This window comes from Streptomyces sp. NPDC015346 (genome assembly GCF_043078785.1).
In the GTDB taxonomy this organism is placed as follows: Bacteria; Actinomycetota; Actinomycetes; order Streptomycetales; family Streptomycetaceae; genus Streptomyces.
In genome coordinates this window covers 750,178-774,403 of sequence record NZ_JBIBTW010000001.1, presented here as the reverse complement: position 1 = coordinate 774,403, position 24,226 = coordinate 750,178, and the positions used below count along the sequence as shown (strand labels likewise).

Annotated in this window: 23 protein-coding genes; 12 read left to right on the top strand and 11 right to left on the bottom strand. The window is 73.5% G+C overall.

Features of this window, described 5'->3' with window-relative positions:
* Window positions 1–122 precede the first annotated feature (122 nt).
* The 3 genes from panB (at window position 123) to ACF06X_RS03500 (ending at window position 3,056) form a co-directional block, all read left to right on the top strand.
* Window positions 123–986 (top strand): 3-methyl-2-oxobutanoate hydroxymethyltransferase, encoded by an 864-nt coding sequence (panB, locus tag ACF06X_RS03510; RefSeq protein WP_392285493.1) that lies wholly within the window; start codon window positions 123–125, stop codon window positions 984–986.
* Between the two features lie 145 nt (window positions 987–1,131).
* Window positions 1,132–2,181 (top strand): ATP-binding cassette domain-containing protein, encoded by a 1,050-nt coding sequence (locus tag ACF06X_RS03505; protein WP_392285492.1) that lies wholly within the window; start codon window positions 1,132–1,134, stop codon window positions 2,179–2,181.
* Complete coding sequence (locus tag ACF06X_RS03500) at window positions 2,178–3,056, top strand: ABC transporter permease (protein ID WP_392285491.1); 879 nt, start codon at window positions 2,178–2,180, stop codon at window positions 3,054–3,056. Before ACF06X_RS03505 ends, ACF06X_RS03500 begins: the two co-directional genes overlap by 4 nt.
* Before the next feature lie 46 nt (window positions 3,057–3,102).
* Here the strand turns inward: ACF06X_RS03500 and ACF06X_RS03495 are convergent, their stop codons facing one another.
* A complete protein-coding gene (locus ACF06X_RS03495) occupies window positions 3,103–6,762 on the bottom strand; it encodes a BTAD domain-containing putative transcriptional regulator (protein WP_392285490.1) in 3,660 nt (1,219 codons plus the stop codon).
* A gap of 97 nt (window positions 6,763–6,859) precedes the next feature.
* Here ACF06X_RS03495 and ACF06X_RS03490 point away from each other — a divergent pair, with 97 nt between their 5' ends.
* Entirely contained in the window at window positions 6,860–7,654 is a 795-nt protein-coding gene (locus ACF06X_RS03490) for a site-2 protease family protein (RefSeq protein WP_392285489.1), read from the top strand.
* A 44-nt stretch (window positions 7,655–7,698) separates the two neighbouring features.
* On the opposite strand, the gene ACF06X_RS03485 is transcribed toward ACF06X_RS03490, so the two are convergent.
* Together ACF06X_RS03485 and npdG are read right to left on the bottom strand one after the other, a co-directional pair.
* On the bottom strand, window positions 7,699–7,923 hold the full coding sequence (locus ACF06X_RS03485) for a hypothetical protein (protein WP_392285488.1): 225 nt from the start codon (window positions 7,921–7,923) through the stop codon (window positions 7,699–7,701).
* A gap of 22 nt (window positions 7,924–7,945) precedes the next feature.
* The gene (gene npdG, locus ACF06X_RS03480) at window positions 7,946–8,695 is read right to left on the bottom strand and encodes an NADPH-dependent F420 reductase (protein ID WP_392285487.1); all 750 of its coding nucleotides are present in this window, start codon (window positions 8,693–8,695) and stop codon (window positions 7,946–7,948) included.
* Between the two features lie 103 nt (window positions 8,696–8,798).
* On the opposite strand from npdG, the gene ACF06X_RS03475 reads away from it, so the two are divergent.
* Window positions 8,799–9,401 (top strand): hypothetical protein, encoded by a 603-nt coding sequence (locus ACF06X_RS03475; protein ID WP_392285486.1) that lies wholly within the window; start codon window positions 8,799–8,801, stop codon window positions 9,399–9,401.
* Window positions 9,402–9,507: 106 nt separating this feature from the next.
* Here ACF06X_RS03475 and ACF06X_RS03470 read toward each other — a convergent pair whose 3' ends face one another.
* Window positions 9,508–9,738, bottom strand: coding sequence for a hypothetical protein (locus ACF06X_RS03470; RefSeq protein ID WP_392285485.1), 231 nt, complete (start codon window positions 9,736–9,738; stop codon window positions 9,508–9,510).
* Between the two features lie 58 nt (window positions 9,739–9,796).
* On the opposite strand from ACF06X_RS03470, the gene map reads away from it, so the two are divergent.
* Window positions 9,797–10,654 carry a type I methionyl aminopeptidase gene (gene map, locus ACF06X_RS03465; protein WP_392285484.1) on the top strand — a complete coding sequence of 286 codons (858 nt, stop codon included), beginning with the start codon at window positions 9,797–9,799 and terminating at the stop codon, window positions 10,652–10,654.
* 124 nt (window positions 10,655–10,778) lie between these two features.
* Window positions 10,779–11,429, top strand: a complete 651-nt coding sequence (locus ACF06X_RS03460) for a heme oxygenase (biliverdin-producing) (protein WP_392285483.1) — start codon at window positions 10,779–10,781, stop codon at window positions 11,427–11,429.
* Between the two features lie 75 nt (window positions 11,430–11,504).
* On the opposite strand, the gene ACF06X_RS03455 is transcribed toward ACF06X_RS03460, so the two are convergent.
* The 4 genes from ACF06X_RS03455 to ACF06X_RS03440 form a co-directional block, all read right to left on the bottom strand.
* Window positions 11,505–12,191, bottom strand: coding sequence for a PhzF family phenazine biosynthesis protein (locus ACF06X_RS03455; RefSeq protein ID WP_392285482.1), 687 nt, complete (start codon window positions 12,189–12,191; stop codon window positions 11,505–11,507).
* Window positions 12,169–13,032: a hypothetical protein gene (locus tag ACF06X_RS03450; protein ID WP_392285481.1), complete on the bottom strand. Its 864-nt coding sequence runs from the start codon at window positions 13,030–13,032 to the stop codon at window positions 12,169–12,171. Before ACF06X_RS03450 ends, ACF06X_RS03455 begins: the two co-directional genes overlap by 23 nt.
* A 112-nt stretch (window positions 13,033–13,144) precedes the next feature.
* The gene (locus tag ACF06X_RS03445; protein WP_392285480.1) at window positions 13,145–14,734 is read right to left on the bottom strand and encodes an HtaA domain-containing protein; all 1,590 of its coding nucleotides are present in this window, start codon (window positions 14,732–14,734) and stop codon (window positions 13,145–13,147) included.
* Between the two features lie 56 nt (window positions 14,735–14,790).
* A complete protein-coding gene (locus ACF06X_RS03440) occupies window positions 14,791–16,254 on the bottom strand; it encodes an HtaA domain-containing protein (RefSeq protein WP_392285479.1) in 1,464 nt (487 codons plus the stop codon).
* 159 nt (window positions 16,255–16,413) lie between these two features.
* Between ACF06X_RS03440 and ACF06X_RS03435 the strand changes: the two genes are divergently transcribed.
* The 4 genes from ACF06X_RS03435 (at window position 16,414) to ACF06X_RS03420 (ending at window position 20,525) form a co-directional block, all read left to right on the top strand.
* The gene (locus ACF06X_RS03435) at window positions 16,414–17,403 is read left to right on the top strand and encodes a hemin ABC transporter substrate-binding protein (protein WP_392285959.1); all 990 of its coding nucleotides are present in this window, start codon (window positions 16,414–16,416) and stop codon (window positions 17,401–17,403) included.
* Window positions 17,404–17,420: 17 nt separating this feature from the next.
* Complete coding sequence (locus ACF06X_RS03430) at window positions 17,421–18,560, top strand: FecCD family ABC transporter permease (protein WP_392285958.1); 1,140 nt, start codon at window positions 17,421–17,423, stop codon at window positions 18,558–18,560.
* The gene (locus tag ACF06X_RS03425; RefSeq protein WP_392285478.1) at window positions 18,557–19,405 is read left to right on the top strand and encodes a heme ABC transporter ATP-binding protein; all 849 of its coding nucleotides are present in this window, start codon (window positions 18,557–18,559) and stop codon (window positions 19,403–19,405) included. Before ACF06X_RS03430 ends, ACF06X_RS03425 begins: the two co-directional genes overlap by 4 nt.
* A 121-nt stretch (window positions 19,406–19,526) precedes the next feature.
* Window positions 19,527–20,525, top strand: coding sequence for a hypothetical protein (locus ACF06X_RS03420; protein ID WP_392285477.1), 999 nt, complete (start codon window positions 19,527–19,529; stop codon window positions 20,523–20,525).
* 97 nt (window positions 20,526–20,622) lie between these two features.
* Here the strand turns inward: ACF06X_RS03420 and ACF06X_RS03415 are convergent, their stop codons facing one another.
* Both ACF06X_RS03415 and ACF06X_RS03410 read right to left on the bottom strand, forming a co-directional pair.
* Entirely contained in the window at window positions 20,623–21,399 is a 777-nt protein-coding gene (locus tag ACF06X_RS03415; RefSeq protein ID WP_392285476.1) for a bifunctional DNA primase/polymerase, read from the bottom strand.
* Window positions 21,400–21,559: 160 nt separating this feature from the next.
* Window positions 21,560–22,180, bottom strand: a complete 621-nt coding sequence (locus ACF06X_RS03410; protein ID WP_392285475.1) for a TetR/AcrR family transcriptional regulator — start codon at window positions 22,178–22,180, stop codon at window positions 21,560–21,562.
* Between the two features lie 150 nt (window positions 22,181–22,330).
* Here ACF06X_RS03410 and ddaH point away from each other — a divergent pair, with 150 nt between their 5' ends.
* Window positions 22,331–23,155 carry a dimethylargininase gene (gene ddaH, locus ACF06X_RS03405; protein WP_392285474.1) on the top strand — a complete coding sequence of 275 codons (825 nt, stop codon included), beginning with the start codon at window positions 22,331–22,333 and terminating at the stop codon, window positions 23,153–23,155.
* A gap of 63 nt (window positions 23,156–23,218) precedes the next feature.
* Here ddaH and ACF06X_RS03400 read toward each other — a convergent pair whose 3' ends face one another.
* Window positions 23,219–24,208 (bottom strand): small ribosomal subunit Rsm22 family protein, encoded by a 990-nt coding sequence (locus tag ACF06X_RS03400; protein WP_392285473.1) that lies wholly within the window; start codon window positions 24,206–24,208, stop codon window positions 23,219–23,221.
* Window positions 24,209–24,226: the final 18 nt, after the last annotated feature.

Here is a 24,226-nt window from a genome sequence, read left to right as displayed (position 1 = left end):
GCGGCGGCGATGTGAACAGCACCACTTCGGCCCACTTCCCCCCTCACCGCGCGAGGTGCCACCATGGACGTGGTCCGGGGACGCCGTCAGGGCGCCTCGAGATGACGAAGGAGCCGTTCACCATGACGCTTCAGGCTGCCCCGAAGCCGTCCGCCGATAGCGGCAAGACGCTGTACGGAGGCAAGGGCACGCGCCGCCTCACCGTCCACGACATCGCCGCCGCCAAGGTCCGCGGCGAGAAGTGGCCCATGCTCACCGCCTACGACGCGATGACCGCGTCCGTCTTCGACGAGGCCGGCATCCCGGTGATCCTCGTCGGCGACTCCATGGGCAACTGTCACCTCGGCTACGACACCACCGTGCCCGTCACGATGGACGAGATGACGCTGCTCTCCGCCGCCGTCGTCCGGGGCACCCGGCGTGCCCTCGTCGTCGGCGACCTCCCCTTCGGTTCGTACCAGGAAGGGCCCGTCCAGGCCCTGCGCAACGCCACCCGGCTCGTCAAGGACGCGGGTGTCGGCGCGATCAAGCTGGAGGGCGGCGAGCGCTCGCTGCCGCAGACCGAGCTGCTCGTCCAGGCCGGCATCCCGGTCATGTCCCACCTGGGGCTGACGCCGCAGTCCGTCAACACCATGGGCTACCGCGTGCAGGGCCGCGGCGACGAGGCCGCGCACCGGCTGCTCAGCGACGCCAAGGCGGCGCAGGACGCGGGCGCGTTCGCGGTCGTCCTGGAGCTCGTACCGGCCGAGCTGGCCGCCGAGGTGACCCGCTCCCTGCACATTCCCACCATCGGCATCGGCGCCGGACCGGACACGGACGCGCAGGTCCTCGTCTGGACCGACATGGCCGGCCTGACCGGCGGCAAGGTGCCGCGCTTCACCAAGCAGTACGCCAACCTCCGTGAGACGCTCGGCGACGCCGCCCGCGCCTTCGCGGAGGACGTGGCCGGCGGGGCGTTCCCGGCCGAGGAGCACACCTTCCACTAGCCGACACGGCACCGACCGACAGCCCCGACGACAGCGCGACCGACAGCCCGCCGACCTCTCCCGTCGGCGGGCTGTCGTTCGCTTGTCGGTCGCTTGTCGGTCGTCTGTCGGGGCGTTGTCGGTGGCGGCTGGTCCACTGGGGGACATGACGCGATCCGCACACAACGCCGTCGAGGTACGAGGCCTCGTGAAGCACTACGGCGAGACGAAGGCCCTCGACGGGGTCGACCTCGATGTCCGGGAGGGCACGGTCCTCGGCGTGCTCGGGCCCAACGGCGCCGGGAAGACCACGCTCGTCCGCTGCCTGTCCACCCTGATCGTCCCCGACGCGGGGACCGCCACCGTCGCCGGTTACGACGTGGTGCGCCAGCCCCGCCAGCTCCGCCGCACGATAGGTCTCACCGGGCAGTACGCCTCGGTCGACGAGAAGCTGTCCGGCTGGGAGAACCTCTACATGATCGGGCGGCTGCTCGACCTCTCCCGCAGGGACGCGCGGCGCCGCGCCGACGAGATGCTGGAGCGCTTCTCGCTCACCGAGGCCGCCAAGCGGCCGGTGATGAACTACTCCGGTGGTATGCGCCGCCGGCTCGACCTCGCCGCCTCGATGATCGGACAGCCGGCCGTCCTCTATCTGGACGAGCCCACCACCGGCCTCGACCCGCGCACGCGCAACGAGGTCTGGGACGAGGTCCAGCGGATGGTCTCCGAAGGCGTGACCGTCCTGCTCACCACCCAGTACATGGAGGAGGCGGAGCAGCTCGCGAGCGAGCTGACCGTCATCGACCGGGGCAAGGTCATCGCCCGGGGCAAGGTCGACGAGCTCAAGGCCCGGGTGGGCGGCCGCACGCTGAAGATCCGTCCGGTGGACCCGGCCGACCTGCCGGCCATGGCGGGCGCGCTGCGCGAGTCCGGCCTGGACGGCATCGCCGGCTCGACCGTCGTCCCCGACGAGGGCGTGCTGTACGTACCGATCCTCAGCGACGAGCAACTGACCGCCGTCGTCGGCCTGCTCGGCGCCCGGGGGTACGGCATCGCCCACATCGGTACCCATCTGCCCAGCCTGGACGAGGTGTTCCTGGCCATCACCGGCGAGAAGACCTCCGGATCCGACTCATCCGGCTCGTCCGGCTCGTCCGGCTCGTCGGACTCCTCCGACTCCGTGTCCGACGCGCTTGCCGAGGAGGCCGCCGCATGAGCGCCACCACCACGACCACCCAGCTCGCCAAGTCCCCCGCCGGCAGCCCGGCTACAGGCCCGGGGCCGCGCCCGGCGGGCGGCGCGCCCGTCGGCGAGGGCCGGATCGGTCTGCGGGCCAACCTCCGCCACATAGGCGCCCTGGTGCGGCGCAACGCGCTGCAGATCAAACAGGATCCGGAGTCGATGTTCGACGCCGTCCTGATGCCGATCATCTTCGTCCTGCTCTTCGTGTACGTCTTCGGCGGCGCGATCTCCGGCAAGGGCAACAACGACGACTACGTCAACTACGTGGTTCCGGGCCTGATGGCGATGATGGGCATGAACATCTCCATGGCCGTCGGCGTGGGCATCAACGACGACTTCAAGAAGGGGGTGATGGACCGGTTCCGGACGATGCCGATCGCCCGGTCCTCCGTCCTCATCGCGAAGATCGTCGTGGAGATCGGCCGGATGATGATCGCCACCGCGATCCTCCTCGGCATGGGCTTCCTGCTCGGCCTGGAGATCAAGTCCTCGGTCCTGGACCTCTTCGCGGCGATCGGTCTGTCCGTGGTGTTCGGCGCCTCGCTGATGTGGATCTTCATCCTGCTCGGTCTCACCATGAAGACGGCCCAGGCGGTCCAGGGGATGGCGATGCTGGTGCTGATGCCGCTGCAGTTCGGCTCCTCGATCTTCGCGCCGCCGACCTCGATGCCCGGCTGGCTGGAGACCTTCACCGACTACAACCCGCTGTCGAACCTCGCCGACGCCGCCCGCGCCATGATCAACGGCACGCCGGTCGGGGACTCGGTGTGGATGACGCTCGGCTGGGCACTGCTGATCACTGTCGTCACGGCGCCGCTCGCGGTCGCCAAGTTCCGCAGGAAGACCTGACCGTACCTGTACCTGTACCTGTACGTGTACGTGTACGTGTACGGGTTCAGGATGACTCGGCGCGCCTTCTGATCGCGTCGGCGCTGTCGAGCAGGGCGGTGGCCTCCTCCAGGGAGAGGCCGCCGCCTTCGGCGTAGGCGGCCTCGAAGGCGGCGTCGTCGCCGAGCGCGGTGCGGGTCAGCTCGGTGGCCCGGGCGAGGTTCTCCCGCTCCAGGGGCGCCCGCAGGTGTCCCGGCGGGAGGAGATTCTCCTGTGCGCCGAGGAGCCGGGCCGCGACGGGCGCGTGGGGGCCGCCGAGGCCGGCCAACGCCCAGGCGGCGGTGACCAGATGGATCGCCGGCATCTGCGGGGCGACTGCCGTCGACAGGGCTCCCTTCGCGCGCTCAAGGGCCTGGCGTACGAGCGGGAGGGCGGCGGCGTGCCGCCCGTCCAGGTTCTCCAGCCAGGCCAGCGAGCCGAGGGTGAAGCCCTCGAAGATGGCGAGCGTGAGGGAGCCGAACTCGCGCATCAGGATGTTCAGATGGTCGCGCGCCTCGGCGGTGCGGCCGGTGCGGCCGAGCAGGATCGCGAGGAAGATCCGCGCCGCGAGCATCGGTTCGTGCCCGGGGTGCCCGGTCTCCAGGACCTCGCGCAGGATCACCTCGCCCTCCTCCTCGCGGCCGGTGACGGTGAGCATGTCGGCGTACCGGGCACGCAGCAGTGTGGTCTGGGACTGCGCCCCGACCCGCCCGGCGTAGGCGACGGCGGCGGCGAAGTCCTCGGCGGCGCCCTCGAAATCGCAGCGCCTCTCGCGGGCCTCGCCGCGCGAGGAGAGCGCCTCGGCGGCGCCCCAGGCGTCACCGAGGCGGAGGAAGATCTTCAGGCTCTCGTCGGCGTCGGCGGTCGCCGTACCGGCCGAGTCGGCGCGGTTGGCGAGCATGTTGGCGCGCAGCTGGAGGCCGTTGGCGAGCTCCCAGTCGTAGCCGTGGGCGCGGCAGGCCTCGACGGTGGCGGCGAGTGCCTCGCGCATCCCGTCCACGTCACCGGTGAGGAGCACGGCGAAGACGGAGAAGGCGCCGGGCAGCCGGCAGGCCTGCGGCAGGCCGGGCTGGTACGCGGTGGTGATCCGGCGCAGCCGCTGGACGCCCTCGGGGGTGGTCCACCGGCCGGTCTGGTAGTCCATGTTGAGCAGTTCGAGGAGCCGCGCCCCGCGTCGGGCCTCCCACAGCTGGTCCTCGCTCAGCGGGGGTGGGGCGGCGGTGCAGGGCTCGTGGAGCGGTACGACGGGAGGGGCCTGGGGGCCGAAGGGGTCGGGGCCGAGGGCGGCGACGGCCTCGGCCCAGTGGAGGGCGTCGGCGCGCAGGTCGCGCATCTGCCAGTACCAGAGGAGGGAGTGGACGAGGCTCAGCGCCTCGTGCTCGTCGCGGGCGGCGACGGCGCGGCGCAGGGCGGTGCGCAGGTTCTCGTACTCGGTCCGGAACCGGGCCATGGCGGCGACCTGCCGGGCGTCGCGCAGCTCGGGGTCGGTGAGGCGGGCGAGTTCGCGGTAGTGGACGAGGTGGCGCCGTTCGAAGGCGGCCCGTTCGCCGGCCTCGTCCAGGCGCTCGGCGGCGTATTCGGCGACGGTCTCCAGGAGGCGGTAGCGCATGGCGCCGTCGTCGGAGGGGGCGGCGACGACGAGCGACTTGTCGACGAGGGAGCCGAGGACGTCGACGACGTCGATCACGGCGGCGGTCGCGGCGGCGGTCGCGGCGGCGGTCGCGGAGCAGACGGCCTCGGCCGCCTCCAGGTCGCAGCCGCCGCTGAAGACCGAAAGGCGGCGCAGGACGGCGCGTTCCGGCTCGTCGAGGAGGTCCCAGGACCAGTCGACGACGGCGCGGAGGGTCTGCTGGCGGGGCAGGACCGTACGGGCGCCGGAGGTCAGCAGGCGGAACCGGTCGTCGAGGCGGTCCGCGATCTGGCGCGGGGTGAGCATCCGCAGCCGGGCGGCGGCCAGTTCGATGGCGAGGGGGAGGCCGTCGAGGCGGCGGCAGATCTCGTCGGCGGCTTCCGGGTCGTCCTCGACCCGGAAGCCGGCCTGGGCTGCCGCCCCGCGCTCGGCGAGCAGCCGCAGTGCGGTGTCCCGGGGCAGCGGGCCGAGCGGGCGGACGGACTCCCCCGGTACGCCCAGGGGTTCGCGGCTCGTCGCGAGCACCGTCACTCCGGGGCAGCGGGCCAGCAGGTGTTCGGCGAGCCGGGCCGCCGCGCCGACGACGTGCTCGCAGTTGTCGAGCAGGAGAAGCATCCGCCGGGCGGCACAGTGCTCGACGAGGCGCCCCAAAGGGTCGCCGCTGCCCCGCAGTTCCTCCGCTCCGGCACCCCGCAGCACCGTCTGACGCGCCCCGACGGCCCCGAGCACGGCCTCGGCCACCGCCTCGGGGTCGGCGACCGGCGCCAGCTCGGCCAGCCAGATCCCGTCGGGCCACGCCCCCTGTTCGGCCGCGCTCTCGGCCGCCTCCTGCGACAGCCGGGTCTTCCCCGCCCCACCGGTCCCGAGCAGCGTCACGAGCCGCGCCCCCCGCAGATCGTCCCGCAGCGCGGCAATGTCCTCCTCCCGCCCGACAAAACTGGTCAGCCGCACACGAAGGTTGCCGGGCACCGACACCGCGCCCGGCGCGGGCCGCGGGCCCGAGCGGGAGGCCGCCGCGCCCCCGTCCGGCGCGGCAAGCCCGGAGCCATCGGCCGCCCGACCCGGCCCGGGACGCGCCGGTGCCCCCGTGGGTGCGCTGGAGCCCACCGCGTCACCGTCCCACGCAGTGGTGCCGGCCACGTCGGCCGCCGAGGCCCGGCCGGAGGCAGCCCTGCGGGCGCCGACAGGCGCAGCCGGGCCTGGACTCGAACCGCCCCGTTCCCCTCCCGAGCCCGCCTCGCGCGGGCCCGTGCTCGCAGGGGCCGGTTCGGAGGCCGCCGCGCCCCCGTCCGGCGGCAGGCCCCGGCCGGAGGCCGCCGTGTGCGGGTCGGGAGACGCCTTGGCGGACAACAGCTCTCTGTGGAGGGACTGGAGGGCGGGCGAGGGGGTCGTGCCCAGGCGGGTGGCGAGGGTGTGGCGGAGGGATTCGTAGGCGAGGAGGGCCTCCGCGGCGCGGCCCGTGGCGCGGAGGGCGCGGATGCGGAGGAAGTGGAGTGGTTCGTCCAGCGGGTGGGCCTCGCAGAGAGCGGCCAGTTCCGGAAGGGCCGAGGAGGCCTCGCCGAGGGCCAGGGACGCCTCCAGGCGGGCCCGGCGCGCGTCCAGGCGGCGGGCGTCCCAGCGGGCGGCCTCCACCGCGCGGTCCGGCAGGTCGGCGAGGGCGGGTCCCCGCCACAGACCGAGCGCCTCGTCGAGCAGGGCCGCCGCCCGTGCCGGAGCGCCCGCGCCCAGCTCCCGTACCCCCTCCCGCGCGAGCCGCTCGAAGCGGTGCGCGTCGACGTCGTCGGCGGTGGCCGCCAGCCGGTAGCCGCCCGGGGCGGAGACCACGGCCTCCCGCCCCAGCGCCCGGCGCAGCCGTCCGACCAGCGCCTGGAGCGCGGCCGGCGCATCCCCCGGCGGCTCCCCGTCCCACACCTCGTCGACGAGCACGGTGACCGGGACCGTCCGCCCGGCCCGCAGCGCCAGTACGGTCAGCAGGGCTCGCAGCCGGGCCCCGCCGACCGCGACGGACGTCCCGTCGGCGGTGTGGGCCCGGGCCGGGCCGAGGACGGAATAGCGCACAGGCCCTATTCTCCGTGAGCCGGGGATCTTCGCAGGAACTCACCCCCGCCCCGGCACGTTTTCCCGCACACACCCCGCCGCCCCCAGGGAGCCCCCGATGTCCACGGCCACCACCCGCAGCCAGGAGCGCAGGATCAGCCCGGTGTTCCTGGCGATCCTCGCCGTCATGGCGGTCACCGGCTGGGCGGTGTGGACCGGTTTCGCGGCCTCCCCCGGTCTCGCGATCTTCCTCTTCGTGACGGCGGCGTGGATCGTCTCGCTCTGTCTCCACGAGTACGCGCACGCCCGCACCGCCCTGCACGGCGGCGACATCACCGTCGGTGCCAAGGGCTATCTGACGCTCAACCCGCTCGCGTACACCCACGCCGTGCTCAGCGTCATCCTGCCCGTGCTCTTCGTGATCCTGGGCGGCATCGGCCTGCCGGGCGGCGCGGTCTTCATCGAGCAGGGCCGGGTGAAGGGCCGCTGGAAGCACAGCCTGATCTCGGCGGCGGGCCCGCTCACCAACGTCCTGTTCGCGATCGTGTGCACCGCGCCGTTCTGGCTGGACGCGCTGGACGGCGTCCCGCCTGCCTTCCGGTACGCGCTCGCCTTCCTGGCGTTCCTCCAGGTGACGGCCGCGCTCCTGAACTTCCTGCCGGTTCCGGGCCTCGACGGGTACGGAGTGGTCGAGCCCTGGCTCTCGTACAAGCTGAAGCGGCAGATCGAGCCGTACGCGCCCTACGGCTTCTTCGTCGTCATCGCGCTGCTCTTCGTCCCGGCGGTCAACGGCGCGTTCTTCGACACGATCGACGCGCTGATGCGGGCGCTGGGCGTGCCGGAGATCTCCCGCTACTGCGGCTCGGACCTCTACCGCTTCTGGCAGGAGACGCCGGACATCTGCCAGGTCTAGGCGTCGGCCTCGGCGTCGGCGTCGGCGTCGGCGTCGACGGGGATCTAGGCGTCGACGGCGCGCGCCCGGCGGATGTAGTACCAGGCCATGTTGGAGGAGAGGCCGGCCAGGAGCACCCAGACGATCCCGAGCCAGCTGCCCGAGACGAAGGAGACGACGGCCGCGACGACCGCGAGGGCGCAGACGGCGAGGGCGTACAGAGCGAGGCGGGGCATGGGGGTCGGCTCCTGTCCGGGTACGGCTGATGGTGCCCGTCCAGTGTCCCCCATGCCCGGGGCGGGCTCGACGTGGCTACACGTCGGTGACGCGCAGGCCCGCGTGTGCCTTGTAGCGGCGGTTGACCGCGATCAGGTTGGCGACGAGCGCCTCGACCTGGTGGGCGCCGCGCAGCCGGCCGGCGAAGACGCCCCGCATGCCGGGGATGCGGCCGGCCAGCGCCTGGACGATCTCCACGTCGGCGCGCTCCTCGCCGAGGACCATCACGTCCGTGTCGATCTCGTCGACCGAGGGGTCCTGGAGCAGGACGGCGGAGAGGTGGTGGAAGGCGGCGGTGACCCGGGAGTCGGGCAGCAGGGCCGCGGCCTGCTCGGCGGCGGAGCCCTCCTCGGGCTTGAGGGCGTAGGCGCCCTTCTTGTCGAAGCCGAGCGGGTTGACGCAGTCGACGACGAGCTTGCCGGCGAGTTCGGCCCGCAGCGTCTCCAGTGTCTTGGCGTGACCCTCCCAGGGGACGGCGACGATCACGATGTCGCTGCGGCGCGCGCACTCGGCGTTGTCGGCGCCCTCGACGCCGAGGCCGAGCTCGTCGGCCGCGGCCCGCGCGCGGTCGGCGGCGCGGGAGCCGATGATCACCTTCTGGCCGGCCTTGGCGAGCCGGTAGGCGAGGCCGCGGCCCTGGTCGCCGGTGCCGCCGAGGACGCCGACGACGAGGCCGGACACGTCGGGCAGGTCCCACGGGTCCTTGGGAGCCTTGGGGGCTGTGGGGGCTGTGGGGGCCTTGGACTCCTCGGGCCCGGGGGCGGAAGACGAAGCGGTGGAAGTCATGGCCTCGACATTACTGGCCGGTCGCTCGGGTCCGGATCCCGTACGGGTGGAACGGCCCCGAACCGGCCGCGCGCGGGACGCGGCTGCGGCAGGATGCGGCCCCATGGATGCCGTACGGGTCGCGCTGCTGCGGGACGTGCTCGCCGGGACCGAGTGGCCGAGGGCGGCCCGCCGCCTCGCGGGAGCGCTCCGGTCCTCCGTCGTACCGCGGGGCGGCGGTCTGCTCCTGGTGGGCACGGAGGCGTACGAACCGTGGCACCTGGCGGCGCACCTGGTGGACGAGGCGGCCTGGTCGGGTCAGCCTGAGCTGGCTCCGACGCTGGTACGGCACCTGGTGCGGCCGGGCGATCCCGCGCATCTGGCGGTGGGTCTCGGCCGCCTGGAGTCGGCGGGACGCGGGTCGACGCTGCTGATGGTGGCCCCGGAGCGGCCGGGGGCCGGGCTCCTGGAGCGGGTGCACGACGCCCGCAGGGCCGGGGCGACGGTGCTCGCGCTGGACGGCGGGGACCCGGAGGTCCACGGCCTCGCGCATGAGGGTCTGACGGTGCCGGAGGGGGCGGAGGTCGACCTGGACACGGTCCAGCACCTGGTGAGCGCGGCGGCCGGGGAGAACAGCCTGCCGTCCCCGCGCGGCCGGCGCCGCCTGCGCGACCGTCTCTCCCTCCTCGCCGACCACCTGACGGCCCCGCCCCCGGCGCGCTGGTAGCTCGGGGGGCGGCGCCCCAGGCCCGGGCGTGCGGGAGGCCGGGGCCGAGGCCCCGGCCTGAGGTGAAGCCCATGAAGCCCTCGCCCGCCGCGCGACCCCGCCCGACCTAGTCCGGGGGCTGGTCCGTCTTCGGGGCGTCGTGCCACTTCGGGTCGGTCTCCCACTCCAGGTTGCGCTCCCGGGCGGTCTCCATCGCGCGGGACGCCTCCTCCCGGCTGCCATAGGGGCCGAAACGGTTCTTCGCCGGGCAGTCGGGGCCCTCCTCGACCTTCTTGTGCTCCAGGCAGTAGTACCATTCGCCCGGTTTGCCCACCGTGCGCTTCTTGAACAGGGCCATCGTCGGCTCCTTCCTCTGTCGCCATGCTGCCCCAGACACGGTCGTTAGACTCGCTGACATGTCTGGCCAGTCACTGCTCGTACCCGGGGAGATCTCCCCCCACCGCTCCGTCCCGGGAGCCATCCGCCGTCCCGAATACGTCGGGAAGCCCGCACCCACCCCGTATCAGGGGCCCGAGGTGCAGGACTCCGACACCATCGAGCGGATGCGGATCGCCGGCCGCATCGCCGCACAGGCGATGGAGGAGGCCGCCAAGCACATCGCGCCGGGGGTCACCACGGACGAGCTGGACCGCGTCGCGCACGAGTTCATGTGCGACCACGGGGCGTACCCCTCCACGCTCGGCTACCGCGGGTTCCCGAAGTCGCTCTGCTCCTCGGTCAACGAGGTCATCTGTCACGGCATCCCCGACTCCACCGTCCTGAAGGACGGTGACATCGTGAACCTCGACGTCACGGCGTACATCAACGGCGTCCACGGCGACAACAACGCCACCTACCTCTGCGGCGACGTCGACGAGGAGTCGCGGCTGCTGGTCGAGCGGACCCGGGAGTCCCTCGCCCGCGCCATCAAGTCCGTCAAGCCCGGCCGCCAGATCAACATCATCGGCCGGGTCATCGAGTCGTACGCCAAGCGCTTCGGCTACGGCGTGGTGCGCGACTTCACGGGGCACGGCATCAATTCGTCCTTCCACTCCGGACTGATCGTTCCGCACTACGACTCCCCGCACCACACCACCGTCATCCAGCCCGGCATGACCTTCACGATCGAGCCGATGCTGACGCTGGGGACGCACGAGTACGACATGTGGGACGACGGCTGGACGGTCGTGACCAAGGACCGGAAGCGGACCGCGCAGTTCGAGCACACGCTCGTCGTCACGGAGACCGGGGCCGAAATCCTCACGTTGCCCTGACGCGTCAGCGGGGTAGCGTTTTACCGACAGGTCGTCGGGAACGAGTTGACTTAGGTAAGCCTAAGTATCAGGATCTTCAACAGGTTCCCACGTCCCCATCGGTCATGGCCCACGGAGGCACGCCTTGGACACGCCCTTCTCGACGCTCATCCGCACGGCCTCGCACGAACAGCACACCGAGGCGGAGACGTCGACCTTCATGAGCGACCTCCTCGGCGGGCGCCTCGGCGTGGACGCCTACACCCGCTACACGGAGCAGCTCTGGTTCGTGTACCGCGCCCTGGAGGACGGTGCGGAGGCCCTGAAGGCCGATCCGGTCGCCGGGCCGTTCATACAGCCGGAGCTGTTCCGTACGGCGGCCCTCGCGCAGGACCTCGCCCACCTCCGGGGCCCGCGGTGGCGCGACGGGCTCGCGCCGCTGCCCGCCACGGCCGCCTACGCGGCACGTGTGGCGGAGTGCGCGCGCGACTGGCCGGCCGGTTATGTGGCGCACCACTACACGCGGTACCTCGGCGACCTCTCCGGCGGCCAGATCATCCGGGACAAGGCCGAGCGCACCTGGGGCTTCTCGCGCAAGGGCGACGGCGTCCGCTTCTACGTCTTCGAGGAGATCGCGAACCCGGCGGCGTTCAAGCGCGGCTACCGCGAGCTGCTCGACCGGGTGAACGCCGACGATCTGGAGAAGCAGCGGATCATCGACGAGTGCAAGCGCGCCTTCGACTTCAACGGGGCGGTGTTCCGGGAGCTGGGAAGCGAGTTCCCGCTCAGCGCCTGAGCGGCGCCCCGGGCGCGCGGTTCGCGGCCGCGCGGGCGCGCGGCGCTCAGGGCGGGGCGCTCAGGGCGGGGCTGCTCAGGGTGTGAGGGTGAGCGTCCGCTCCAGGCGGACCCGGCCGCCCAGCTCGATCACGCCGTCGGGGCCGGGGGCCGTCAGGATCTGCGACCCCCGGCCCTGCGTGATGTTCAGGGCCCGGCCCAGCTCGGCCGTCAGGAGCAGCGCCGCCGCGCCCGTCGCCTCGTCCTCGTCGATGCCGTCGCCGCGCCCCGGGAACGCCCGCGCCCGGATCCGCCCCGACGCCTCCTCCTCCCACGCCCAGGCGTAGATCCACTCGCCCGGCTCCGGTACGTCGAGAGCGTCCACCTCGGCGGCCGACCCGTACCGTCGCAGGGTACGGGGCGGGGCCCACTCCGCGCGGGCCTCGATCCAGGTGAACTCGCCGTCCCCGCGCACCCACACCTCTCCCGCCTGCGGATGGACGACCTCCAGGTCCAGCAGCCAGGCCGCGCCGACCAGCGGATGCCCGGCGAAGGGCAGCCGGACGCCGGGCGTGTAGATGTCGACGTCCCCGCGCTCCGGGTCGTCCACGAACACCGTCTCGCTGAAGCCGAGCTCCTTGGCGAGCGCCTGCCGTGACGCCTCGTCGGGATGCGTACGCCCGTCGCGCACGACACCGAGGGCGTTGCCGAACCGGCCGTCGCCCGCGCAGAAGACCCGCAGGACGTCGATGTCGGTGGCGCTACTCGTCACGGTCGTGTTCATGGCGGAATTCAAGCATCCGGGCGTCCCATTCGGCGGCTCCACCGGGAATCGGCCAGGCGCGGGTGCGTGCTTCGTCGTAAGCAACGCCCGAGACCGCCCAGGCGAAGCTCCGGGCGACGGTCTCGTACTGACGCGCGGGGTCGGGGCCCCGGAAGCCCCGCGCCGTCAGCGCTTCGTGGTCGGCGGTCATGGCCGCGATCGTCTCGGCCACCCTCTCCGCGTCCTCGGCGCGGTGCAGCACGACCGTGCGCGGCGTCAGCCCCTCGGCGAGCGCGGCCACCGCGCGGTCGTGGCCGTCCAGGAGCAGCCAGCCGTCGAAGGCCGTCACCCACCACAGCAGTACGGGCGGGAGGTCGCCCTCTCCGGCCTGCTTGCGGTACGCCTTGACGCGCGGGGCGTCCGGTGCCGACAGCGGCCGGAGCGGGACGACGCCGTTCCAGCCGTCGTTCCAGTCGAGATGCCCGCCCGGCCACGTGGTCAGGAAGTCCTCGCCCCAGACGTACGGCGGGAACACCTCCCGCGCCCCGATCAGCCACCGGCCCGCGTGCAACGGCCCCTCGGCTGCCGCCTCCAGCCAACTCGCGTACCGATACCGCCAGTCCGGCCGTCGCCGAGCCTCGTCCGCCCGTATCGGGGGGAGCGGCGAACGGTAGCCCTCGCGACGGTGGACGCGGATCCCGCCACGGTCTTCGTCGACCCGGGCGAGCAGGACAGGTCGGCCTCCCTGGCGGAGCAGCATCCGGCGGCCGTCCGTCATCTCCATGCGCAGGGGCGGGGGTTCGGGCGGTCCTTCGGCGTGCAGGACAAGGGGCCCAGGACGGTTCTCTCGCCGGATGCGCATGTCCGGCACGCTAGCCGGGCGAGCGGCAGGGCCGCACCGCCGTTTCCGGGGGGGGCGGCCCTGCCTGTGGGGGGTGGCGGAATCAGGAGACGGGGTCTCAGGAGGCGGGGTCTCAGGAGGCGGTCGTGCGGCGGCGGGCGGCGAAGACGACGGCCGCGCCCGCGAGGGCCGTGGCGCCGGCCGCGCCGAGCAGCGCGCCGGTGGGCACGCCCGCGCCCGTGGCGGCGAGCGAGCCGGAGCCGCCGACGGAGCCGCCGACCGTACCGCCGCCACCCGTGGTGGTCGAGCCGGTCGTGCTGCCGGTCGTGCTGCCGCCCGCGGAACCGCCCGTAGTGCCGCCGCTCGTGCCGCCGCTCGTGGACGGCAGGGTGGCGTCCGCGTCGAGGGAGAGGGTGACGGTCACCGGGTCGACGGCGGTGCCCGGCTGGTAGAAGGACTCTCCGTTCGGTCCGGCGAACTGGGCCGCGCCGTCCTTCGTGAGCGTGGCCGGGACGTCCTTGAGCGTGAGGACGCCGCTCTTCGCCGTGTAGTCGGCCTTCGACAGGTCGAGGGCCGCGAAACCGACGTCGTTCGCGGTGCCCTTGGCGGTGGTGACGTCGGCGACGAGCGTGCCGGTCGCCCCGGTCGCCTTCACCTTCACGTCGCTGATGGTCCAGTCGATGGTGTGGGCCGCGCACGTGAAGCGGAGGGTGCCGGCGAAGCTGGTGTCGGCCGTGCGGGCATCGGCGTTCACCTGGGCCGTACCGAAGGCGAAGTCGTAGACCGAGCCGTTCTTCGTCGCGCCGCCGGACGCGGCGACCGCGCCGCCGCAGGTGTCCACGACGTACTTCCGCCAGGACGCCTTCACGCCCCACGTCAGCTTTCCGCCGACGACGGTGCCGGGCCTGACGGTGGGCGCCGTGGTCGGCTGCCGCGTCGCGGGGGCCGTCGTGGGCGCGGTGGTCGGAGGGGCGGTCGTCTTCGTCGGGGCGGGGGTGGGGCTCGGGGTCGAGGTCGAGGTCGGGGGCGTGGTGGAGGGGGTGGGCGTCGGGGTGGGCTTCGTCCCGCCCGCCGTCACGGTCAGGGTGGCCGCGTCGAGCGTGTCGCCCTCCTTGTAGTAGCCGGCGAAGGCCTCGGCGCCGCCCTTGGTCAGGGTGGCCGGTATGTCCTTGAAGACCATCGCGCCGCCCGCGCCCCGGCCCGGCCGCACACCCGTCATGTCGAGCGCGGCGATGGCGATGTCGTCCCGGGTGACGAACTTCCCGTCCTTGCCCTTGGTGACGACGTCCGCGGTGATCTCGCCGGTCGGCGCCGCCGCGCCCTTGGTGGTGAGCTTCAGGTCGGAGAGCTTGATGTCGAGGACGCCGTCGTGGGCCTCGAAGTGGACGCCGCCCTTGAAGGAGGTGGCGGTGGCGTGCGTCCCGGTGTCGTAGGTGCCGGTGCCGTCCACGAAGGTGAAGAGGCCGTGGTCGGCCGCCTGCTTCGCGCCGCCGTCCACCGTCGTCCTGCCCTTGGCGAAGGGCGAGGCGAGGTACTTACGGAAGGACTCCTTGAAGCCCCAGTCCAGCGTGCCGTCCTTGAGCTCCATCACCGGAGCCGCTGCTTTCTCGGGCGTTCCGTCCACGGCGAGGGCGGGCAGGGCGAAGACGCTCGCGCCCAGTGCGGCGGCGGTGGCGACGGCCGCGGTGAGGGCGAGCGGACGGCGGCGGCTGGGGGAGGACATGGTCGTCGATCTCCTAGGGATGAAGGGCTGTCGGGGAAGGGCGGATCGGGAGGAAGTCAGTCGGTGGCGCCGGGGGCGGTGGCGGGCGTGGTGGCGTCGGAGGCGGTGGCGGGCGTGGGGGCGTCGGAGGTGGTGGCGTCGGTACGACGACGGCGTACGGCTCCGAAGACGGCGAGCGCGGCGACGAGGAGCGCTCCCGCGCCGAGGGTCACGTACGTGGCCGTGTTCGAGCCGGCGGGCCCCGCTCCGGCCGCCGGGGAGGCGGACACGGAAGCGGAGGGCGAGGCGGCCGGACCGCTGCCCAGGTCGGGCAGCGCGGGAAGCTGGGCCCGCGCGTCGACGGCGACGGCCAGCGACACGGGGTCCATCTCCGTGCCCGCCCGGTACATCCCGCCGAACGCCTTGGCACCGCCCTCGGTCAGGGTCGCGGGGGCCTCCGTCACCGTGGCGAGGCCGTTCTTCGGGGCGAAGTCCCCGGCTGGGAAGGTGATCAGGGGGACGGCCTTCTCGGTCTTCCCGCCGCTGATGACGTCGGCGCTGAGCGTGCCCTTGCCGCCGGTCACCCGGACCGCGACCGCGCCGAGGGCGAGGTCGAGGTGGGTGCCGGTGAAGCGGACGGAGCCGGCGAACGTGGCGTCGAGGGTCCGCCTCTCCGGGTCGTACACGCCCTTCCCCTTCGGGAAGCGGAACAGCGCGCCGCCGTCCTGGGCGCCGCCGGACAGGGTCCACCTGCCCTGGGCGATGGAGCCGGTTACGTATTCGCGGAAGGTGCGGCGCACGCCCCAGTCAACGGCGCCGTCCCGGAACGTTCCGGTGGCTGCGGCTGCACTCGCCGACGCCTCGGGGGCGGGAGTGAGGGAGGGGGACGCGGTGGGCGTGGCCGCCCGGCCGGCCGCCGCCCGCACATCGACGGTGAGGCTGAGGGGATCGAGCGAGGTGCCGGCGGTGTAGTACCCGGCGAAGGCCTCGGCGCCCTGGGTGGTCAGCGTGGTGGGCACCTGGGAGAGCGAGACCGGGCTGCCGCCGCCGCGCATGTCGATGCCCGACAGGTCGAGCGAGGCCAGCGCGACCTGCGAGCGGGAGGTGATCGCGCCCGTCCCCTTGGCCTTGCTCGCCATGTCCGCGTAGAGCGTGCCGCGTCCGCCCTCGATCCGGACGCGGGGACGGCTGACGGTCAGGTCGAGTTCGGGGGTGCCGTCCGCCTTGCGATGGCCGACGAAGCGCACGCCGCCCGTGAAGCCGGCGGTGAAGGCGCCGCTCGCGGGGTCGTAGGAGCCCTGCGCCGAGTGGAAGCGGAACTGGCTGCCGCCGACGGTGGCGGCGCCGCCCGTGAGACTCCAACTCCCCCGGGCGATGGGGCCTGTGACGTAACTCTGGAAGGAGGACTTGATCCCCCAGTCGAGCCTGCCACCCTGCACGGTGCGGTCCGCGGCCTGGGCCGCGGCGGCCGGGAGCAGGGGTCCGAGAAGCGCCGCGAAGAGCGTGACGGCGAGCACCCGGGCCGGTCTGGACAGCAGCATGGAACCCCTCCGAGGACTAGCAAGTGAGGTAAGGCTACCTAAGCTACGCGGAGCCGGAATGACAGACCGACAGACCGACAGACCGCAGACGACAGACCGCGGCCAGAACGAACAGGACGGTGCTTCCCCGTGCAGAGATCTCGCCTCGCGGGTGTGCTGATGTCGGCACTCGCCCTCGCCCTCGTGGCGACCGGCTGCGGTGACGGTGGTGGTGCCGGTGGTGGTGCCGGCGACGGGGGCACGTCTCGTACGGCGGCGGCGCCCGACCGGGTCGAACCCCTCGCCGGCGTCCCGGAGTCGCGTCTGCCCGTGACCGTGGAATCGGCGGACGGCCGCGAGGTCACCGTCACCTCCACCAAGCGGATCGTCCCGCTCACCGGCTCCCTCAGCGAGATCGTCTTCACCCTCGGCCTCGGCGAGCGGGTCGTCGCCCGTGACATCACCGCCACCTTCGAACAGGCCGCTGATCTCCCCGCGGTGACCCGCGCGCACGACGTCTCCGCCGAGAGCGTGCTCTCGCTGCGGCCGACGCTTGTGCTCGCCGACACCTCGACCGGACCGGCCGAGGCCGTCGCCCAGATCCGCGACGCCGGCATACCGCTCGTCGTGGTCGAGCCGGCGAAGGAGCTGGCGGACGTCTCCACCCGGATCGCGGCGGTCGCCGCCGCCTTGGGCGTACCGGACTCCGGCGCCGCGCTCCAGAAGCGCACCCGGGACCGGATCGCCGCCGCCCGCGAGGGAGTTCCGGCCCACGGGGGCGAGGGGAAGCCGCGCGTGGCCTTCCTCTACGTACGCGGCTCGGCGGCCGTCTATCTGCTCGGCGGGGCCGAATCCGGGGCGACTTCGCTCCTGGAGGCGGCCGGAGCCGTCGACGCGGGCAAGGAGTCCGGCCTGACGAAGGACTTCACCCCCCTCACGAGCGAGGCCCTGGCCGCCGCCGCGCCCGACGCGCTCCTCGTGATGAGCAAGGGGCTGGAGTCGGTCGGCGGCGTCGACGGCCTGGTGAAGCTCCCCGGCGTCGCGCAGACCCCGGCCGGGATGGCCCGCCGGGTCGTCTCGATCGACGACGGCGTCCTCCTCAACTACGGTCCCAGGACCGACGAGGTGCTGCGCTCCCTGGTGTCGCAGCTGTACGGGGAGTCGAAGTGACGGCCCTCGACGACTCCCTGACGTCCGGTCCGGCGCCCCGCCCCACCGATCCGGAGCCCCCCGGCCGGTCGGGCCGGGTCCCAGGCAGGGGCGCCCCGAGCGAGCCGGACCCGGCCCCCGCCCGCCGTCCTCGCGGGACCGCCGTCACCCTCACCCTCTGCCTCCTCGTCGCCCTGGTGCTCCTCGCACTCGTCTCCGCCGGGCTCGGGGCGTACGAGATCCCCCTCGGGGACGTACTCGCCTCCCTCCAGCACCGCCTCGGGCTCGGCGGGCACGCCCTCGACCGCTCGGCGGAGAGCGTGCTGTGGAACATCCGGCTGCCCCGGGTCGTCCTCGCCCTCCTCGTCGGCGCCTCGCTCGGCTGCGCCGGCGCCCTCATGCAGGGTGTGTTCGGCAATCCGCTCGCCGAGCCCGGCGTGATCGGCATCTCGTCCGGCGCGGCCGTGGGCGCGGTCGGGGCGATCGCGCTCGGTCTCGACTTCTTCGGCAACTGGACGGTGACCGTCTGCGCGTTCGCGGCCGGCGTCGTGACCGTGTTCCTCGTGTACGCGATGTCCCGCTCGGGCGGCCGTACGGAAGTGGTGACCCTCATCCTCACCGGGATCGCCGTCAACGCCTTCGCGGGCGCCCTGATCGGCCTCTTCATCTTCTTCGCGGACAACGCGCAGATCACCCAGATCACCTTCTGGCAGCTCGGTTCGCTCGCCCAGGCCACCTGGCCGAAGGTCCTCGCCGTGCTGCCGTGCGCGCTGCTGGGTCTGGCCGTGGCCCCGTTCCACGCCCGCGAGCTGGACCTGCTGGCGCTCGGCGAGCGGCCCGCCCGGCACCTGGGTGTCGACGTCGAGCGGCTGCGGGCCGTCCTGATCCTGGTCGTGGCGCTGCTCACGGCGGCGGCCGTCGCCGTGGCCGGGATCATCGCCTTCGTCGGTCTGCTCGTCCCGCACCTGCTGCGGATGGCGAACGGCCCCGGCCACCGCTTCCTCGTCCCGGGCAGCGCCCTCGGCGGCGCGGTGGTCCTGGCCGCCGGCGACCTCGCGGCCCGTACGGTCGCGGCCCCGGCCGAACTCCCCCTGGGCGTGCTCACCGCCCTCATCGGCAGCCCGTTCTTCTTCTGGCTGCTGCGCAGGACCCGTCGCAGGCAAGGTGGTTGGGCATGATCCGCGATCTTCTGAACCTGAGGGTACGGGCCCGGGAACTGCCCCCACCGGTACCGGTCGGCGAGGTCGTCGCCGAGGCCAGGGAGCTTCATGTCGGGCTCGGCGGACGGGAGGTGCTCGCCGGGGTGGACGCCGCCGTACGGGCCGGTGAGGTGCTGGCCCTGGTCGGGCCGAACGGCGCGGGGAAGTCGACCCTGTTGGCCGCGCTCGCGGCGGATCTCACGCCGTCCGGCGGACACGTTCGGATCTGCGGTCGGACCGCCGCCGGCTGGTCCGCGCCCGAACTCGCCCTGCGCCGGGCCGTCCTGCCGCAGTCCGCCGCGCTCTCCTTCCCCTTCCCGGTCGCCGAGGTGGTTCGGATGGGCCGGGCGCCGTGGGCCGGGACCGAGCGCGAGGAGGAGGACGAGGCGGCCGTCGCCGAGGCCATGGCGGCCACCGAGGTGGCGGAGTTCGCCACCAGGCCGTTCTCCGCGCTCTCCGGCGGCGAACGGGCCCGGGTCGCCCTCGCCCGCGTCCTCGCCCAGCGCACGCCGCTGCTGCTCCTCGACGAGCCGACGGCCGCCCTCGACCTGCGCCACCAGGAGTTGGTGCTCCGCCTCTGCCGCGAGCGCGCGGCCGCCGGTGTCGCCGTCGTCGTCGTACTCCACGACCTCGGCCTCGCCGCCGCCCACGCGGACCGGGTCGCGGTGCTCCACGAAGGCCGGATCGCCGCCGACGGGCCACCGGCCGAGGTCTTCGGCGAGGACCTGCTGAGCCGCGTCTACCGGCAGCCCGTCGAGGTGCTCCCCCACCCCCGTACCGGCGCCCCGCTGGTCGTCCCGCGCCGCACCCCGCCCGCCTCCTGACGTGCCGCCCCCCGCCTTCAGGTCACGGTGTGGACGCTCTACCCGGTCCCGGCGTTCGTGGTGTTCCCGGCCCCGGTAGGGTCAGGTCCGTCCGTGCCGGTGGAGGAGCAGAAGGCGACCGATGAGAAGGCTGAGGCGACCGTCGAGGGCATGCGTGGCGACGACGGCGGCGACGGTGCTGGCGCTGACGGCGAGCGGCTGCGTGACGGTGCACGGCGAGCGAGAGCTGCTCCCGGCGGCGACGAAGGCCGAGGCCCAGCAGGCCCTCGACGACTTCACCGAGGCGTACAACAAGGCCGACAAGGCGTACGATCCGGCGCTCGACGCGGGCCGGGTCACCGGCCCCCTCGGGGCGATCAACCAGGCCGGTCTGAAGTCCCGTGCGATCACCAGCCCCGGCGGCAACCCGAACCACCAGCCGCTGGAGCTGACGGACGCGAACTTCGCCCTCCCCAAGAAGGCGGGCTGGCCGCGCTGGTTCGTCGCCGACACGGACTCCAACCGGGACACCGACCAGGGCCCCGGGGACAACCGCTGGCTCCTGGTCTTCGTGCGCAACGGCGCCGAACAGCTGTGGGAGGTCGCCTACTTGGCGATCCTGCCGCCGAACGAGATCCCGGAGTTCGCGACGGACGCCGAGGGTTACGCCGAGCCGGTCGCCGCGGACTCGGCGCGGCTGGCGGTCGCGCCGAAGGACCTGGGCCGGCAGTACGTGTCGTTCCTCGGAGGCGGTGAGCAGGGGCCGTTCGCGGCCGGTGCGCACACCACGGCGTGGCGGGATCAGCGGCAGAAGGCGGCGAAGCGGGCGGGTCTCGCGACGCAGTACATCGACCAGCCCACGGACACCGGCGACTTCGCGCCGCTGGCCCTCGCGACGCGGGACGGCGGGGCGCTGGTCTTCTTCGCGACGCGGTACTTCGAGCGGCAGACGGCGGCACAGGGCTACCGGCCGAAGGTCTCGGTCGATGTGAAGCCGCTGCTGACCGGCGAGGTGAAGAACACGGTCACGAAGGAGTGGGTGTCGAGCCAGGCGGCCCTGGTGAAGCCGGCGGGCACGGACCGCGACGGCGTCACGATCACGGGCCGGCTCCAGGGCGTGACGGCGGCGAAGGGCTCCTAGCCGCGCCCGGGCGCCGCCCCGGCGGCCACGGAAGCGACGGACCACGAAAACGGCGGCGACGGGCCGAGCGGCCACAGCCCCGGCGTGGTTCCGGCGGTCAGCGGCGACCGAGGGGCCAGGCGACCTCGTGCTCGGCGTGCGCGCCCCGCTCCTCCCGCTCGGCCGCGTGCCGGGCGCACGCGTCGGTGAGGGTCTCGAGGAGGTTCAGCGGGTCGGGCAGGGGGTGCTCGGGGCCGCGGATCCAGGCGACGGCCGGGTGCTCGTCCTCGTCACCGATGAGCCGGGCCGGGGGTACGAGGACGTAGCTGCCGCGGCAGTGCCAGCGCAGCCCCGGGTGCTCGTCCATGGTCTCCGGGTGGCAGTCCAGCTCGCACGGCCACCACTCGTCCTCGTCCTCGGGGGTGCCGCGGGTGGCGGTGAAGAAGAGCATCCGTCCGCCGTCGCCCGCGCTCTCCGCGGACTCGGCGACCGGTCCGACCTCGACTCCCTGGGCGAGCAGCCGCTCCAGGGCGGCGCGGCCGGCCGCGAGGGGGACGTCGAGGACGTCGTGGACCATGCCGGTGGCGGTGATGAAGTTCGCCTCCGGCTCGCCCGCGGCCCAGCGCTCGATCTGGGCGCGGTCGGTGGTCGACTGGGTCTGCCAGGCGAAGGAGACGGGGTGGCGGGCCGGGGTCGGACAGCCGATGCGTTCACAGGAACAGCGGTAGCCGACGGGGTACGCGGCGGGGGCCAGCGGCAGGCCCGCCGCGGCGGCGGCCAGGAGCAGCGCCTCGCGGCGGTTCTCGTCGTCGGCCGCCGTGCGCTTGGGGCGCCTGCGCAGCCACTGTGCGAGTTTGCTCTCCGTGCCGCGGTAGCGGCCGATACCGTCGCCCATCTATCCCCTCACACCCCACTACTCGCCCGTTCGGCTCCGCCCATGGTCCCACCATCCTGCGCTCCGGGTGACCGGAGTCCTCAACCGGGGTGGGCATCGGGGTTGCGTCCGGGGGGCGCGGGGGTGGCGTACAGGGGGAGCATGGGGGAGCACGGGGAGATCACGTACGGGGTGCGAGGCCGCGCAGGGCGTAGTCGACGAGGGTGTCGGCGTAGGCGTGGGTCAGGGGCAGGGTGCGGTGGAGCCAGCGGTGGTTCAGGGGGCCGACGAGGAGCTCCAGGGCGATGCGCGGGTCGACGTCGGGGGCGATGTCCCCGGCGGCCTGGGCGGCTTGGATGCGGCGGACGTAGTACTGGAGCTGGGGTTCGAGGAGCCGCTCCACGAACCGGGCGCCGAGTTCGGGGTTGACGATGCCCTCGGCGGCCAGGGCGCGGGAGGGGGCGTCGTAGACGGGGTTGTTCAGCTCGTCGACGGTGGCGCGCAGCACGTACTTCAGGTCGGCGGCGAGGTCGCCGGTGTCGGGGATCTCACTGTCCGCTTCGCCGCCGAGCGCCTCGTTGGCCTGGGCGGCGAGGTCGAGGAAGGCGTCGAGGAGGACGGCGGCCTTGGAGGGCCACCAGCGGTAGATGGTCTGCTTGCCCACGCCGGCGCGGGCGGCGATGCCCTCGATGGTCGTCTTGGCGTAGCCGGCCTCGGAGACGAGGGCGAGGGCGGCGTCGTAGATCGCGCGGCGGGAGCGCTCGCTGCGGCGCGAGGAGTCGGGTGCCTTGGTGTCGGACATGCGGCCAATCTAACAGGTGGCGAGACGACACGTCTCGTCATGTGGTGTGCCCCGGAACCACCCGAACGGTCCACTGCGCGGACGCCGTCCAGGGCGGACCATGGGGCCACCGCACTCAACCAACGTCCGTACGTCCGTGAGGAGCCCTCTTTGCGCCCTACCCCGCGCGAGGCGTCGCCCCGCCGTTATCTGATGTGCCCACCCACGCACTTCAAGGTGACGTACTCCATCAACCCCTGGATGGACCCCACGAAACCGGTCGACCTGCCGCTCGCCCTCACCCAGTGGGAGGACCTGCGCGACCGCTACCGCTCGCTCGGCCACACCGTCGAGCTCCTCGACCCGCACCCCGACCTGCCGGACATGGTCTTCGCCGCGAACGGCGCGACCGTCGTGGACGGCCGGGTGCTCGGCGCGAAGTTCGCCTACCCGGAGCGCGCGGGCGAGGCGGCGGCGCACCTGGAGTGGTTCCGCCGCAACGGCTACACCCAGGTGCGGGAGCCGGAGCACGTCAACGAGGGCGAGGGCGACTTCGCGGTGACCTCCTCGTGGGTCCTGGCCGGCTGCGGCTTCCGCTCCAGCCCGCTCTCCCACGACGAGGCGCGGGAGTTCTTCGGCCGCCCCGTGATCGGCCTCGAACTGGTGGATCCGCGCTACTACCACCTGGACACGGCCCTGTCCGTCCTGGACGACGCGCGCGACGAGATCATGTACTACCCGGCCGCCTTCTCCGCCGACAGCCGGGCCGTCCTCGCGCGGCTCTTCCCCGACGCCCTCCTGGCCACGGAGCGCGACGCCGCCGCCCTGGGCCTGAACGCGGTCAGCGACGGGCGGCACGTGCTGCTGCCGCAGGCGGCCGTGGGCCTGTTCGACCCGCTCCGCGAGCGCGGCTTCGAGCCGCTGGGCATGGACCTGACGGAACTCCTCAAGGGCGGCGGCAGCGTGAAGTGCTGCACGCAGGAGCTGCGCCCCTGACCCGCCGGGGCGGCCCGAGGCGCCCGGCGGGCGGCCGGTGGGACCGGCCGGGGGGAGACACCCCTACTCCTCCGCCGGGGGCCAGGGGTCGCCCCACTCCACGTCGCGCGCCGCCTTGTACAGCGGCCCGTGGCGCTTGGTGACCGTCTCCTTGGCGAGGCCGTCGGGCCCGCAGAGGTCCAGCAGCACCAGGCCCTTGCGGATCTGGGGCCTGCGGATGACCCGGGCCGCCACCGGCATCACCGGGAACCTGGTCGCCGCGACGTAGCTGAACTTCTCGTCCTCGTACGGCAGGGAGCCGCCCTTCACCTGCCGGTGCAGGGAGGACCGGCTGACGCGCGCCGAGAAGTGGCACCAGTCGGTGCCCGGCTCGATGGGGCACGCCCCGCTGTGCGGGCATGGCGCGGCCACGGTCAGCCCCGCCTCGACGAGGAGCGAGCGCGCCGCGATGATCCGCTCGTAGCCGTCGGGGGTGCCGGGCTCCACGATCACGACCGCCCGCGCCACCCGCGCCGCCTCGGTGACGAGGGCGCGGCGGTCGGCCTCGGTCAGCTCCTTCAGGACGTAACTGACCGTCACGAGGTCCGTCCCCTCGTCGAGGCGCAGCGCCCCGCCGATCCGGGCCCGCCGCCACTCCGCGTCGAACACGCCCTCCGCCAGCTCGCGCCCCAGCGCGAGCGCGGGCTCCGCCCAGTCCAGGACGGTCGTGCGCGCCGCCCCGTCCCAGGCCTCGGCGACCGCCCAGCTCGCCGCTCCCGTGCCGCCGCCGACGTCGGTGTGCGTGGCCGGCTCCCACGCGGGCGCCGCGTCCCGCAGGGCGCCGAGCGCCGCCCGTACCGCCTCGAAGGTCGCCGGCATCCGGTAGGCGGCGTAGGCGGCGACGTCCGAGCGGTCGCGCAGGACCGGGGCGTCGGTCGGGGTGGTCCCGCGGTAGTTGGCGATCAGCCGCTCGACGGCCTGGGCGGCCTGTCGGGGCGGCAGCCCGCCGAGGAGCCCGGCGAGTGCGGCGCGCAGGGCGTCGGCGGTGGGAGCGGTCGGGAGGGAGGCGTTCACCTCGATATTTTAGGCGCG